The organism is Adhaeribacter arboris (assembly GCF_003023845.1).
GTDB lineage: Bacteria > Bacteroidota > Bacteroidia > Cytophagales > Hymenobacteraceae > Adhaeribacter > Adhaeribacter arboris.
The window spans coordinates 62604-77994 of record NZ_PYFT01000001.1; the positions used below are offsets into that span (position 1 = coordinate 62604).

General features: G+C 33.9%; 14 protein-coding genes. All 14 read left to right on the top strand.

Annotated features, from left to right (window positions below; translation table 11 throughout):
• Window positions 1–34 precede the first annotated feature (34 nt).
• The 14 genes from AHMF7605_RS00235 (at window position 35) to AHMF7605_RS00300 (ending at window position 15390) form a co-directional block, all read left to right on the top strand.
• Complete coding sequence (locus AHMF7605_RS00235; protein ID WP_106925305.1) at window positions 35–1558, top strand: glycosyltransferase family protein; 1524 nt, start codon at window positions 35–37, stop codon at window positions 1556–1558.
• A 17-nt stretch (window positions 1559–1575) separates the two neighbouring features.
• Window positions 1576–2556: a glycosyltransferase family 2 protein gene (locus tag AHMF7605_RS00240; RefSeq protein WP_106925307.1), complete on the top strand. Its 981-nt coding sequence runs from the start codon at window positions 1576–1578 to the stop codon at window positions 2554–2556.
• Between the two features lie 10 nt (window positions 2557–2566).
• Window positions 2567–3499, top strand: a complete 933-nt coding sequence (locus AHMF7605_RS00245; RefSeq protein WP_106925309.1) for a glycosyltransferase family 2 protein — start codon at window positions 2567–2569, stop codon at window positions 3497–3499.
• Window positions 3500–3506: 7 nt separating this feature from the next.
• A complete protein-coding gene (locus AHMF7605_RS00250) occupies window positions 3507–4475 on the top strand; it encodes a glycosyltransferase family 2 protein (RefSeq protein WP_106925311.1) in 969 nt (322 codons plus the stop codon).
• Between the two features lie 5 nt (window positions 4476–4480).
• Complete coding sequence (locus AHMF7605_RS00255) at window positions 4481–5473, top strand: hypothetical protein (RefSeq protein WP_106925313.1); 993 nt, start codon at window positions 4481–4483, stop codon at window positions 5471–5473.
• A 269-nt stretch (window positions 5474–5742) separates the two neighbouring features.
• Window positions 5743–6366, top strand: coding sequence for a hypothetical protein (locus tag AHMF7605_RS00260; RefSeq protein ID WP_146153475.1), 624 nt, complete (start codon window positions 5743–5745; stop codon window positions 6364–6366).
• 40 nt (window positions 6367–6406) lie between these two features.
• Complete coding sequence (locus tag AHMF7605_RS00265) at window positions 6407–7345, top strand: glycosyltransferase (RefSeq protein WP_106925317.1); 939 nt, start codon at window positions 6407–6409, stop codon at window positions 7343–7345.
• Between the two features lie 2 nt (window positions 7346–7347).
• Window positions 7348–7986 (top strand): CatB-related O-acetyltransferase, encoded by a 639-nt coding sequence (locus AHMF7605_RS00270; protein ID WP_106925319.1) that lies wholly within the window; start codon window positions 7348–7350, stop codon window positions 7984–7986.
• A gap of 13 nt (window positions 7987–7999) precedes the next feature.
• Window positions 8000–8983 carry a glycosyltransferase family 2 protein gene (locus AHMF7605_RS00275; RefSeq protein WP_106925321.1) on the top strand — a complete coding sequence of 328 codons (984 nt, stop codon included), beginning with the start codon at window positions 8000–8002 and terminating at the stop codon, window positions 8981–8983.
• Between the two features lie 132 nt (window positions 8984–9115).
• Window positions 9116–10234, top strand: a complete 1119-nt coding sequence (locus AHMF7605_RS00280) for a glycosyltransferase family 4 protein (protein WP_233218749.1) — start codon at window positions 9116–9118, stop codon at window positions 10232–10234.
• On the top strand, window positions 10224–11111 hold the full coding sequence (locus tag AHMF7605_RS00285; protein WP_106925323.1) for a glycosyltransferase family 2 protein: 888 nt from the start codon (window positions 10224–10226) through the stop codon (window positions 11109–11111). Before AHMF7605_RS00280 ends, AHMF7605_RS00285 begins: the two co-directional genes overlap by 11 nt.
• Window positions 11112–11124: 13 nt before the next feature.
• Window positions 11125–12060, top strand: a complete 936-nt coding sequence (locus AHMF7605_RS00290; protein WP_106925325.1) for a GDP-mannose 4,6-dehydratase — start codon at window positions 11125–11127, stop codon at window positions 12058–12060.
• Between the two features lie 178 nt (window positions 12061–12238).
• Complete coding sequence (gene asnB, locus AHMF7605_RS00295) at window positions 12239–14095, top strand: asparagine synthase (glutamine-hydrolyzing) (RefSeq protein ID WP_106925327.1); 1857 nt, start codon at window positions 12239–12241, stop codon at window positions 14093–14095.
• 38 nt (window positions 14096–14133) lie between these two features.
• Window positions 14134–15390, top strand: a complete 1257-nt coding sequence (locus AHMF7605_RS00300) for a glycosyltransferase (protein ID WP_106925329.1) — start codon at window positions 14134–14136, stop codon at window positions 15388–15390.
• Window position 15391 lies beyond the last annotated feature (1 nt).

The window sequence follows — 15391 nt, forward strand, 5'->3', positions numbered from 1 at the left end:
TTTTACCAATTGAGGTAAATGTAAATATTCATCTATGCAGAATTTTTTTGAGTGGTTTGCGGAGAATAAAGAACATTATCACAAACCATGGCTTATCTTAGGGAAGGGTCCTTCTTATGCTTACATAAATCAATATAACTTAAAAGACTTTTTCACTGTTTCCTTAAACCATGTTATAAAAAAGATAAAAGTAACTGTGGCGCATGCCATTGATTTTGATGTGGTGGAAAGTTGCGCTCAGGAAATTGATGCTAATGCCCAATATTTAGTACTTCCTTGGCATCCTCATTTTGCTCATCGTCCTACTGATAAATGTCTTGTTGATATTGTAAAAGAAAACGAGTTTGTTCGCAAACTGGATAAAGAGGGTAGATTACTTTGGTATTATAAATCTACAAGATCAATCGAGGTTAATGATGTTCCCTATAGTCCTAAACCAAACTTTAAAAACTACCCGGAAGTACCAGTTCTATATTTCAGTGCGGAAGCAGTAGTTAATTTATTAGGTTTAGCGGGTGCCAAAAAAATTCGCTCATTAGGGGTTGATGGTGGCACTTCGTATAGCAAAGATTTTAAGGACTTAGCCGAAAAAACCTTATTGGCAAATGGTCAATCAAGTTTTGACCTTCAATTTAAATCCATATCAAAAACAATCATGAAATTAGATATAGACTATGCCCCACTTAATATAGAAAGTCCCATCAGAATCTTCGTTGGTAGTGCCGAACCACAGTTAATACCAGTAAAGGTGCTTGAGTATTCAATAAGAAAACATACTACCATGAGTGTTGAGGTTTTTCCTTTGTATCAGGCAAATATTCCTATTCCCTTACCGAAAGATCCAAAAAATAAGCCAAGAACCCCCTTTTCTTTTCAACGGTTTTTAATTCCTACACTAAAAGGTTTTAAAGGAAGGGCTATTTATCTTGATTCGGATATGCAAGTGTTTAGTAATATTGTTGACTTATGGAGTAAACCATTTGAAGGAGGAGATGTACTTTCGGCTTATGATATATCTGGATCGACCAGAAAACCCCAATTTGCTGTTATGCTCATGAATTGTGAAAAATTAAACTGGAATATACAATCTATAATTGCTAAACTGGATAGTGGAGAATTAAACTATGAACAACTGATGTATGAGTTCAAAATAGCTAAAAATATTAAACCCGTTATTGAAGGTGAATGGAATTCGTTAGAGCATTACGAAGAAGGTAAAACTCATTTACTACATTATACAGATATGACTCGCCAACCATGGATAACCAAAACAAATCCTCTGGGGCATTTATGGGTAAAAGAGTTGGTTGAATCCATTGACAATAAATTTATTTCATTAGACGAAGTAAAAGATCATATCAAAAAGGGGTACTTACGTCCTTCCCTTTTGTACCAGATAAGTAGCCGTAAATATGATGTTACGAAATTACCGCCAAAAGCTAGAGCATTAGATAAGTTTTTTACTCCTCCTCACGAATTAACTCAAAGTACTTCTCGTAATAAGATTTTTCTAAATAATATAGTTAGCAAATTCGTGACTTCTTATATTAAAGGTTAAATATAGTATTCAAGAGAATGGTAGACCTTGTAACAGTTTGTATTCCTGTCTATAATGGTGAAAAGTATTTAAGAGAGTGCCTGCTTACTGTTCTAAACCAAACTTATAAAGCAATTGAAATTGTTGTTGTAGATGATGGTTCGACTGATAATTCTGTGAATATCATAAATGAATTTCAAGAAATTGATACAAGAATAAAATTATTTATTAATGAACAAAATTTAGGTTTAGTAAAAAATTGGCAAAAATGCATTGAATTGGCTAAAGGGGAATGGATAAAGTTTATATTTCAAGATGACTTTTTAAGCTCTGATTGTATAGAAAAAATGCTTCATGCTTGTATAATCAATGAAGTACCTATTTGCATTTGTAGTAGAGATTTCATAATAGAAGACTCAGCAAGTGTTTTCTTGAAAGACTTTTTTGTCAGTAATGTTATAAAGCTAGAAACATATTATCCTACACCAAGAAAATTAATTCCATCTGATATATGTATAATAGCAAAACATAATTTGTTGGTTAATTTTATTGGTGAGCCAATAGTTCTTCTTTTTAAAAAATGCTGCATCGAACAATTTGGAAATTATAATTTGGATTTAGTTCAATTAGTAGATTATGAATTTGCTCTACGTATATGTTTGAATTCTGAGTCATTTTTTTTGCCTGAACATCTTGTTCATTTTCGTGTCCATTCTAATTCTGCTTCAGATAATCAATTTAGTAATAATCTAAAATTAGTAAAAAACCAGTTTGTAGAGCCATTGTTAATGTTGCATGAATATAATTTTAATAGATATTTTAGAATATTAAAGCGAAACTATGGTGCTTTAAATTTATTTAAAAGAATATTCTTTTTCTATTATAATAATAAGTCATCGTATAAACTGCCAAAAGAATTAGAAAATTATTTATTTGAAAGATATAAAGGACTTCAACTTATTAAATTTAGTATTCCTGCTTACAAAGTGTTTAATAGATTAAAAAGCAAATTGTTATAAAGTAGAAATAATGCAAGTTTCGGTAATCATACCAAATTATAATCATGCCACGTTTCTAGATAAACGAATAAATTCAATTTTGAATCAAACTTATCAGAATTTTGAGATTATAATTCTGGATGATTGTTCGACAGATAGTAGTAGCAAAATAATTGAACAATATAGAGAAAACCCTAAGATTTCTCATATTATTATTAATTCAAAGAATTCCGGTTCTACATACATTCAATGGAAGCGAGGTATTGAACTAGCAAGTGGTGATTGGGTTTGGATTGCGGAAAGTGACGATTGGTGTGAACCTACTTTTCTTGAAGAGATGTACTTCTTGGTAGTTAATTTTCCAAGTACAACTTTAGCTTATTGCCAATCTCTCATAGTGTCTGATGATAAAATATTAAGGTTAACAAGTAATCCAATGCTCTATTCTTTTGTTAATGGAAAGGAATGGATTGTACAAAATATGTTAGGTAAATGCGATTTAGAAAATGCTAGTATGGCCATCTTCAAAAGAAAAGCATTTTATCAGTTAAGTGAAGAGTTTATTATGTTCCGACAATGTGGGGATTGGCTTTTTTGGTGTGAGATTGCTCAACAAGGAAGTGTTGCAGTATCAGGTAAGTATTTAAATTATTTCCGAAAACATTCTTCTAATGTTACTTCTACTGGTTGGACGAGTGGTAGATATTATTTAGAAGGTAGTATAATATTTAAAAAGTTAATTGTAGACCTAAAGTTAACAGAAGAAGAAGTTAGCTATGGTTTAAAAAAGCTTTTGAACCAGCTATATAAAGATAAATCTATATTTAATCCAAAATTTTATAAAGAATTGCTTAATAGTGTTATTAGCATTTATCCATCGATTGCGCAAGGTATGATTAAACAATTTAGCAAACAGCAAAGAAGAGAACTTTTTAAGTATTATATAAAAAAGTTTCTTCCTTAGTATCATAATGGAAAGTTATAAAGCTACGATAGTACCGGTTAGTTCTGATAATCGGCCTTTTTGGTCTGTTATGATTCCTACTCATAATTGTTCTAATTATTTAAGAAAAACATTAGAGCAGGTGCTCCAGCAAGACCCCGGACCCGATCTGATGCAGATTGAAGTAATTGATGATTTTTCAAGCGATAATCCGGAAAAGGTGGTGAAAGAAGTGGGCAAGGGAAGAGTAGGTTTTTTTCGCCAACCAAAAAATGTAGGTCATACAAAAAATTTTGAAACCTGTTTGCAACGATCCAGAGGATTGTGGGTGCATCAATTGCACGGCGACGATTATGTGTTACCCGGATTTTACAATGAACTATATAATGTAATTCAGAATAATCCAACTATTGGGGCAGCCTTTTGTCAGAATTTTTCCGTTAACGAACAGGATCAGTTTATTGGTTTAAGTAGTCTAATTCAAACGCAAGCGGGTATTATTCCGGATTTCTTACGATCAATTGCCTATCGTCAACGAATATTTACCCCCAGTATTGTAGTTAAAAGAGCTGTTTACGAAGATTTAGGCGGCTTTGATGAGCGGTTGAAGTGGTGCGAGGATTGGGAAATGTGGGTGAGAATAAGCAAACATTATAACTTTGGCTACTTGCCCAAAGCTCTAGCTTGCTACCGGGTTCATAATACCTCCAATACTGCCAAATATGCTAAAAACGCCATTAAAATGCTTGATTTTGTAGAAGGCGTAAGAGTGGTAAACAATTATTTGCCCGAAAATGAAAAAGCAAGCCATTTAAAAGAGGTATTAAATTACTACGGCGAAACCTGGGTAATGTACGAAATTGAAAGTGCTCTGCGGGCGGGTGATAAGAAAACAGCGTGGTTTAATTGGAAGTTAGCGAATAAAATTACTTCCGCTATGTCCGTTAAAATAAGGTTGGCTAAATTGGCGTATCGTTTAGCAAAAGCAAAAAGCTAGTATTAATGATAAGTTTGGCTACTCAGTCTTTCGGAAAAGAAAGTGAGTATAAAAGAGCAATATTAACTATTTTAAGTTTTTATGCGCATTTGCCTAATGACTCAGCTACATCACAGGTAGTTCTTTTTACAGATTATCCCACTTATTTTGAGTTTTATTTGCAGGGAGTGCCGGTTAAATACGTTACGCTTACCACTGAGAAAATTAAGGTAATGCGCGGAACAATAGACTTTTTGCACCGGATGAAAATTGCTTTAATCGAAGAAGCTTTTCACTTAGTTCAAAGTAATTTAATATATGTCGACTCTGACACCTTTTTTATTGCGGATCCTACTCCACTGTTAGAGAAATTAAGCCCGGTAAATAGCTTTATGCACCTTAAGGAGTATGAATTTGAGAAGTTATGGAATCAACCATTGCCATTTGGGCAAGCGTCGCGGGCTTTTATACAATTGATTGAATCTAAACAATTCTTGTTAGCTGGCGGAAGTAAAATTAGTGTTACCCCAAAGCATTATTCCTGGAATGCGGGTGTCATGTTTTTCCATGCGACGCACGCCCGATTTATCCCGGATGTATACTCCTTAACGGATCAGTTTTATCTATCTACCCAAAGTCACGCTAGCGAACAGTACGCCTTTTCTGTGGTTCTGCAGGAAAATACAAAGCTGGAACCATGCAATTCGGTGATTTATCATTATTGGTACCGGGTAAAAAAACAAATAATTGACTTGTTTTTAGCGGAACAAATCAATATTAGTTTGGGTGAAAAAGCATTAGGTCAAAAACTGGAACAAGTAAGAGCGTGGTGTACGATGCTTCCCGGCTATTTTGAAGAAAATATTTTAATGGTGAAAGATAACGCCATACAATCATTTAACGAAAGAAAATATTGGCAAGGATATAAGTATGCTCTTAAAGTTTTTAGCAAAAAACCTTTCGATTTTGAGTTCTTTAAAGATGTTTTTTATCATACTAAAAAATGGCTAAAGCATTAAATAAGATCAAGGTTGGGTTTTGCGTAGCCTACGATTGGGAGCTGCTACGTTATTCTATTCCCCCGGTTTATGCAGATGCAGATATTATTTGTTTGTCAATGGATAGTAACCGTAAAAGCTGGTCCGGTGGATTATACGCCTGGGATGAGGAGCGTTTTAGGAAAATGGTGGCAGAATTGGACCCCTTAGGGAAAATTAAAATATACGAGGATCAGTTTTATATACCAACTTTACAACCCATAGAAAACGATACCCGCCAAAGAAACCGAATGGCGGAGTTTTTAGGTAAAGAAGACGGTTGGCACATTCAAATAGATTCTGACGAATACTTTATCGATTTTGAGAGCTTTGTTTCTTTTTTAAGAAAGTTTAAATCCGATAAAAAAGTAAATATCCGTTGTCCGTTAATCAATTTATATAAATTTTTACCCAACGGTATTTTATGGATAAAACCTAAAACCTTTAAAGAAATTGAATTTGCTAATATTGCCACCAATTATCCAAATTATGAGAGTGCCCGTATTAATGGGTATTTTAATGTACAAGCAAATTTTCCAATTTTACATCAATCCTGGGCAAGAAGCGAGCAGGAAATTTGGGGTAAATTAAATAGCTGGGGTCATTCTAATGAGTTTGAAGTTGCTAAATATTTCAAGCTTTGGCGGGATGCTAATAGCCAGAATTATAAAACTTATAAAAACATTCATTATTTAAGAGCAGAAGCCTGGCCCGCTTTAGAGATACAAGTAAAGGCAACCACCATTCAGGAAGCCTTGCATCTGAAAACATCTGATTTTCCGTTGCCAATTACAAGTTGGGACTTGAAAAAATCTAATTCTATTTGGCTGTCTAGGTTTAAAAAAGCCCTTAGCCTAATTACGGCAACAAAGTAACAGTTTTATCTTACAAGTAAACGACCCAATCTTAGGACGAATGAAAGTTTCAATTATAATACCTACATATAATGGGGCGCATAAAATACTTAAGGCATTGCATAGCTTGGAAAGGCAAGTTTATAAGCCTGAGGAAGTAATAGTGGTGGTGGATGGTTCTACCGATGGTACGGCTAGTATTATCCAAAATAACAAAATTCAGTTACCCGGTTTTAAGATAATAGAACAAGCCAACAGTGGCCGGGCTGCTGTAAGAAACCGGGGCGCAGCAGAATCTACGGGTGATTTACTGGTATTTATGGATGATGATATGATTGTGCCCAAAGAATGGTTATCAGCTCATGTCGAACATCATAATTCGGTTAAGAATAGTTTGTTGGTGGGAAAGCTTGAGCCACCTGGTATAGAACTAAAAGGAGAATTTATCATTTTTGAAAATTGGCAGAACAATAAATGGAACAAAAATTTAATTCAAGACAATAGAGAAGTCGCTTTACTGAAGAACCCATATATTTCTGCCAATAATTTTTCAATTCCTAAAGATTTATTTTTGAAGTTAGGCCAGTTTGATAGTAGACTTAATGATGCGGAAGATTATGATTTAGCAGTTAGAGCATTTCAGGAGAATTATCCTATATATATTAGTTCCAAAGCTTACGCCTATCATATTGATCTAGGATTAAAAAATTTTAGAAGTTATATCCGGAGAGTAAGGCAGTATAGAACTGCGCAAGAAAAGTTGGTGCTTCTTAATCCTGGATTATACATTGATAAAAATAAAAATGAGAGGTATCCAGACAATCCGGTAGGAATTAAATATAATATTTTTAAAATGTTTGCTCATGAGTATTGGATAGCAGCGGCTGAAAAAGAGTATTTAAAATGGTTACCATTGCCGATAAGATGTAAAATTTACGATATAATTGTAACCGCTAACGGAAAGTTTTTTCCGGATAAGGTAGATTTATCAAAAAATTAGAAATGCTAATCCTAATTACTAAAAAAATATTTGATTGGTTTAATGCTAAGTGGATTAACGGTAAAGTTCATGTTACCTCTATTGTCCAACAGTGCGATTTAGGTGAAAACGTGAGAGTCAGCAAACATTCATATTGCTATAATACCAAGGTTGGCGCTTATTCTTACTTTTCAGGTTATAATTTAATAGTAAATAGCAATATAGGTAAATTTTGTTCTGTGGGCTTGTATGTATCCATTTGTCCGGGTAAGCATCCAACTAGTACCTTTGTGTCAACGAGCCCGGTATTTTATTCGCTGAATAAGCCTACTTTTTCTTCCTATCAAGCTTTTAAAGAAGCTGGTAGCGTTGAAATAGGACATGATGTTTGGATAGGCTCTAATGCTGTAATATTAGACGATATTAAAATTGGTCATGGTGCTATTATTGCGGCCGGATCAATCGTTAGCCGTGATGTGGAACCTTATACCATTGTGGGTGGAGTTCCCGCTAAGTTTATTAAGAAAAGATTTTCCGATGAAGTCATCACTAAATTATTAAATAGTAAATGGTGGGACAAAAGCGATGATTGGTTAAAAGAAAATTATGAAAGTATGCAGAACATAGATAAGTTTTTAAAAATTATACAAAATAATAATTAGTATTTTATACTAAATGGACTTATCAATTATTATAGTTAATTTTCGAACCTTTACTATAACTGTTAATTGCATTAAATCCATTATAGCCAATTTGAGGTATTTAAAGTATGAAATAATACTTGTAGATAATGCGCCAATCGAGGATTTTAGTACTGCCTTTAAAGAAGTATCTCCAAATCTTACTTACATTAAATCTTTAGAAAATATTGGCTTTGGTAGAGCTAATAATTTAGGAATGACCTATGCTACTGGTAGGTATATTTTACTCATAAATTCTGATACGTTAGTTTTTGATGATAGCCTGCTAAAATGTTATCAGGCTATGGAAGCCGATACTACCAAAAAAATTGGTTTGTTGGGTTGTAAGCTTTTAAATGAAGATAAATCTTTTCAGCCTTCCTTCTATCCTTTTCGTAAAAACACCTTATTTAATCATCTTATTACCAATAATTGGTTGCTTAGCAAAATATTTGGTGTAAACAGATTGTTTCAGGAAACTAATGTAATAATGGAAGTTGGGGATGTTTCGGGGGCATTTATGTTGTTGCGTAAAATAGTAATTGATAAAGTGGGCGGTTTTGATCCAGATTTTTTTCTTTATTGTGAAGAGTCAGAATGGTGCCGCGAACGGATTGCTAAATATTTTAAAATTATTTACTTTCCTATGGCTGCTATCATTCATTTGGGTGGTAAAAGTGCCCCTCAAGGACCAATGAACGTACAGGCTAAGTTGTCGCAAGCTTTGTTATGGTATAAAAAGGGGTGGTTCAATTATATGTTGTATATAGTGGTTACATACCTGAGTATGCTAGTACATATTAGTTTACTTGTATTTATCAAGAAATCAAGTAAAAATATAATATTGGCGGATATAAAAACTTCTTTAAAAATATTCCCTTACTTATTTACGGATGTTATTAAATATAAAAAAACATGGGGAAATAGGAAAAAACCCCTTATATACGAAGGAGCAAAGGCTATTTTTTTTGATCAGTAAATTAAGATCAAAACAGTTATTAAGGTTAAGGTTTGACTACTTGTCTGTATTAAAAACTATAATTATTAAGAAAAATAAATGTCTAGGATAAAGAAACTTACAAAAATAAGTTTGCTCATAAATTAAATTCAATTGAATAGAATTAAGATAACGTATATTCTTTCTAATATAAATAAAGCATTAGCCTTTGAATGGATTGCGGCTAATCTTGATCAAAGTAAGTTTGAGTTGCAATTTATTCTTTTAAATCCGGGAATTTCCGAATTACAAAAATTTTTAGAAGAGAAAGGAATTAAAGTATACGCTTTCAATTATAAAAGCAAAAAAAATATTCCGGCGGCTTTTATAAATACATGGTGGATCTTAAAAAAAGAAAATCCAACTTTAATTCATGCGCATTTGTTTGAAGCTAGCTTGATTGGCTTAGCAGCAGGTAAATTGGCGGGTATTTCTAAGCGAATTATGACCCGGCATCATGGGAATCAGCATCATGCTTATTTTCCTAAAGCGGTTTATTATGACAAAGTCATTAATTCTCTAGCTACCCACATTATTGCTCCATCTGAATCTGTGAAAAATATACTTATAAACTTGGAGAAAGTAAGACCAACAAAGGTTAGCGTTGTTCATCATGGATTTGATCTGACTTATTTTGATAAAATAGATTCAGACAAAGTTGAGTTCTTAAAATCGAAGTACAATCCTGATAATAAATTTCCGGTTATAGGAGTAATTTCCAGGTACATGGAATTAAAAGGTATTCAATACATTATACCTGCATTTAAAAAGATTGTAGAGCTTTACCCTAATGCTTTATTAATATTGGCTAACGCTAATGGAAGTTATAAACCACAAGTGCACCAACTATTAAACCAATTAAATGTAAATAATTATATAGAAATATCTTTTGAACCTAATGTAGCAACATTGTATCGTTTATTCGATATATTTATTCATGTACCAATTGAACAAAGTTCGGAAGCATTTGGGCAAATTTATATTGAGGCGTTAGCTTCAAGCATTCCTTCTATCTTTACTTTATCTGGTGTAGCTTCTGAATTCGTCCAAGATCGGAAAAATGCTTTAGTGGTACCATATAAAAATTCTGAGGAGATATTCAACGCAATGAAGGAACTTTTAACCAATGTTCCTTTAAGATCTAATCTGGTTAAAGAAGGAAAGAAGAACGTTTTTGCTAGTTTTACATTAGATCAAATGATCTCTAAATTAGAAAATTTATATGAAAGTTGACCCTTTTTTTACTGTAGTAATACCAACGTACAACCGGGCAAGCTTTATAGAAAAAAGTATTCAATCTGTGTTAAAACAAAACTTTCAGGATTTTGAAATTATTGTAGTAGATGATGGAAGTACGGATAATACGGAAGAAGTAGTTAGTGCAATAAACAGCGATAAAGTTATTTACCATAAAAAGGTAAATGAGGAAAGAGCGGTAGCCCGTAATACAGGAGCTAAACTGGGAAGAGGTAAGTATGTTAATTACTTTGATTCGGATGATTTATTGTATCCTAACCATTTAGAAGAAGCTTATAAATTAATTCAGCAATACAAAGATCCGGAATTCTTCCATTTAGGTTACGACATAAAAGATCCAAAAGGAAAAATTCTTTCTGTAGTAAACTCTTTATCCGGAACACTTAATGATAAACTAATTAAAGGTAATTTCCTGAGCTGTAATGGGGTTTTTTTAAGGCGTGATGTAGCTTTACAGCACCCTTTCAATACCGATCGCGATTTATCGGCATCCGAAGATTATGAGTTGTGGTTACGATTAGCGGCTATTTATCCGCTCCGTTTTTCTAATGTAATTACTTCTACGGTGGTTAACCATGAGCTACGCAGTGTACTGGTAATTAACAAGGATAAACTTATAAGAAGAAAAAGCTTATTTATGAAATACCTTTGGGAAGATGAGGCAGTTAGGAATAAGTACAGTAAATATAAAGATTTAGTTTTAGCGGATGGTTATACTTATACAGCATTGCATTTAGCATTGACCAAAAAACATAGGTCTAGTGCGATGTGGTATTTAGTTAAATCAATTTTTGTTAGGCCAGCTACTTTAAGCACAAGAAGGTTTTGGGCAACATTAAAAAATATAATATAAAGATATTTAAAAAATGGCAAATATTTTAATAACGGGTGGCGCAGGTTTTATTGGTAGTTGTTTAGCTGACAAATTAGTAGAAGACTCTGATAATTTTGTTTTAATTGTTGATAATTTGCTGACAGGACACATGCAAAAACTCCCTTCTGCTGAGTATAAGAACTGGCGGTTTATTAAATGTGATGTAAATGATTATGCGGATATTTCATCCATTTTTTACGCGCATCATTTTGATTATGTATTTCATTATGCTGCCTTGGTAGGAGTTAAAAGAACCCTGGATAATCCTATATTAGTTTTGAGAGATATTAAAGGCATAGAAAATATTCTTAATTTAAGCAAAAATACGCACGTTAAAAGAGTATTTTATTCCTCTTCTTCCGAAGTATACGGCGAACCCGTAGAGTTTCCGCAGAGAGAGCTAACTACGCCGCTTAATTCTCGTTTGCCTTATGCGGTAGTGAAGAATATTGCGGAAGCTTATATGCGTTCGTACAAACAAGAGTATAATCTTGATTATACCATATTTAGGTTCTTTAATACCTATGGGCCTAAGCAAAGTCGGGATTTTGTGATGTCTAAATTTATTAGTGCGGCTCTAAATAACCAAGATATAACTATTTATGGCAATGGTTCCCAAACCAGAACTTTTTGTTATATAGATGATAATATAGATGCTACTGTAAATGCATTTAAAAATAATTTATGCGTGAATGATGTCGCCAACATTGGCAGTAATATTGAAACATCGGTTCTAGATTTAGCTAAAATTATAGTTGAAATTGTAGGATCATCTTCTAAAATTGTTCATTTGCCTCCTTTACAAGAAGGAGATATGACTAGAAGAAATCCAGATAATACTAAGATGAAAGAACTGCTAAATCGTGAAATGACTGTGCTGAAAGATGGTATATGGAAGGTTATTCAAAATGGAAATTTTGGTCATTGAAATTTAAAAAATTGCCAGGCTTACTCAATCAATTTTAGTAAAATACATGTTATAACAGATTTTAAATCATATATCAAATACATTCTAAACATTTAAACTGGGGTAATGTTATTTTGAGCATGCCTTATTGATTTAGCTTTTTATTAGTTTTTATTTACAAAATTCTGAGTAAAACTTTATGTGTGGAATTGCCGGATTTGTTGATTTTAGGCAACTTTCGAATCAAACCGATTTAGAATTATTAACGGAGTGTATTACGCATCGGGGACCAGACGCAGGCGGTTATTTTTATGATGGAACAACCGGCTTAGGCCATCGTCGCCTTAGCATCCTTGATTTATCAGCAGCAGCCAATCAACCCATGTATTCGGCTAATCAACAGTACATTATTGTTTTTAATGGTGAAGTCTATAATTTTCAGGAAATAGCGCCTGAATTAGGTATAAATCTTAAAACTACTTCGGATACGGAAGTTATATTAGAAGCTTTTGTAAAGTGGGGGCCTGACTTTGTTCATCGGCTGAATGGCATGTTTGCTTTGGCCATTTACAATAAGGTGCAAAAAGAGCTATTCCTATATCGGGACCGGATGGGAATAAAACCTATTTATTATTATCAGCAAGGGCCATACTTGGCATTCTCTTCTGAATTAAAATCTTTAGTAAAACTACCCCACATACAAAAAAAATTAACTCTAAATAAAGAGGCAATAAATCAATTTTTGTATTTAGGGTACATCCCGAGGCCCAATAGTATTTATTCTGAAATAAAAAAGATGGATTCGGGAACCTACATGCGGATAAATAAGCATGAATTTAAAACAATTCCTTATTGGCAGTTATCTGATCAGTTTAAACCAGTTTTGTTAAATAATGAAATTGAAGCAAAAACTAAATTAAAGGACCTGGTGCTAAGTTCGGTTAAGTACCGGATGATCAGTGATGTACCCTTTGGTACATTCTTAAGTGGTGGTATAGATTCCAGCTTAATTACGGCGGCGGCTCAACAAATTTCCAGTACGCCGGTGAAAACTTTTTCCATTGCTTTTCATACCAGCAAATACAACGAAGCTAAATATGCCGCAGCAGTGGCCAGTTATTTAGGTACGCATCATCATGAGTTTACCGTAACTGAAAAAGAAGCCTTGGAGTGGGTTGACCAATTAACCGGTATATTTGATGAACCATTTGCCGATTCCTCGGCTATTCCCACTTTAATAGTGTCGGAGTTAGCGCGCAAACACGTTACGATGACTTTATCTGGAGATGGGGGCGATGAGCTCTTTTTTGGTTATGGCATGTATCAATGGGCCGAAAGATTAGCTAATCCTTTGGTTACTACCTTCCGAAAACCTATTGCTAAAGTGTTACCTTTTTTAGGCAATCGACTTGAAAGGGCCGCTCAGGTGTTTTTATACGAAGATGCAAATCGCCGGAAAAGTCATATTTTTTCGCAGGAGCAATATTTATTTAGTGAAAAGGAAATTAATAAACTACTAAAGCCGGAATTTCAAGCTACTCCTTTAATAATTGAAGATTGGAACGTGCACGCTAGGAAATTAACGGCTATGGAGAAACAGGCTTTGTTTGATATGTACTATTATTTGCAAGACGATTTACTGGTTAAGGTGGACCGGACCACCATGCGCCATTCTTTAGAAACAAGGGTGCCGTTGCTGGATTACCGCATTGTTGAATTTGCCTTAAATTTAAGCCCGGATTTAAAATCTAAAAACGGAATAAATAAATATTTATTAAAGCAGGTACTATACGATTTTGTTCCAAAAGAAATTTTTGATCGACCCAAATGGGGTTTTTCAATACCGTTGGCTTTATGGTTAAAAACTAGTTTAAAGTATCTGATTGAAGATTATTTAAATGAAACAATTGTAAATAAGTATGGAGTTCTGAATTATTCTGAAGTAAAGCGTTTAAAAGAAAGCTTTTTACAAGGGAAAGAGTATTTATATAATCGTGTTTGGCTGCTTATTGTATTACAAAAATGGTTTGTTCAAAACAGCTTAATCATGAAATAGTTAATCTTTTTTTCATTGTAAATTTTTATAAAACTTAAGTGGATACAATACCTGTTTTATTTATATCCTACGATGGAATGACAGATCCCTTGGGGCAATCGCAGGTATTACCGTACCTGGTCGGTTTAAGCAAACTGGGCTACGACATTACCTTATTATCCTGCGAAAAACCGGAGCGATTTAAAAAAAATAAATCAGTAATTGAAGCTATTATCCAATCAAATAACATTAACTGGCAGCCTATTTCATTTACTTCTAGTCCTCCGGTATTAGCTAAATACTACGATTTGTACCAACTTCGGAAAACGGCCGAACGGCTGCATTTAAAGAAAAAGTTTCAATTGGTGCATTGCCGCAGCTACGTAAGTGCAGCCGTAGGCGTGCATTTAAAAAATAAGTTTGGCGTAAAGTTTTTATTTGATATGCGGGGCTTTTGGGTAGATGAGCGGGTAGATGGAGGAGCCTGGAACTTAAATAATCCTTTTTATAATCAAGCATACAAAAACTATAAAAAAAAGGAAGCTACCTATATTGCCCAAGCAGATGCCATTATTAGTCTAACGGAGGCGGGGAAGCAAGAAATGCAAACCTGGCAAAGTTACCAACAAGCGTCTATTCAGGTTATTCCGTGCAGTGCTGATTTTAATTTATTTAGTCTTACCTCTCTGGATAAAAAACTTGCCTCTCGGAGACTTTTAGAGATTAAAGAAGATGCATTGGTTATCAGTTATTTAGGTTCGGTTGGCGCCTGGTATCTTTTAGACGAAATGCTGGCCGCCTTTGCCGTTATAAAAGAAAAGTATACGAACGCTGTATTCTTGTTTATTACCACTGAACCGGCCGAAATGATTCTGAATACGGCTAAAAATTTTAAGCTTCAAGCATCAGATTTTGTTATTCGGGCGGCTAGTCGCCAAGAAGTACCCGTTTTTACGGCAGCTTCGGACATTAATTTATTTTTTATTAAACAGAGTTATTCTAAAATTGCCAGCTCGCCAACCAAGCTAGGCGAAATTCTAGCCATGGGTATACCCGTTATCTGTAACTCCAAAGTAGGAGATGTGGAAAGTATTGTTCGGGAGATGGATGCCGGAATCATTATTTCTGATTTTACGGCCGAAAACTATGCAAAAATTGTTGCCGGAATACCAGAGTTGTTAGCTAAAAATCCTGCCATTATCCGTGACCGAGCCAGAGAATACTATACTCTAGACAATGCGATAAAAAAATACGCTCAAGTTTATCGTTCTTTACTTCCTGAGTTGAATTACGTAAGCAGCACCTCCGCGGAGTAAT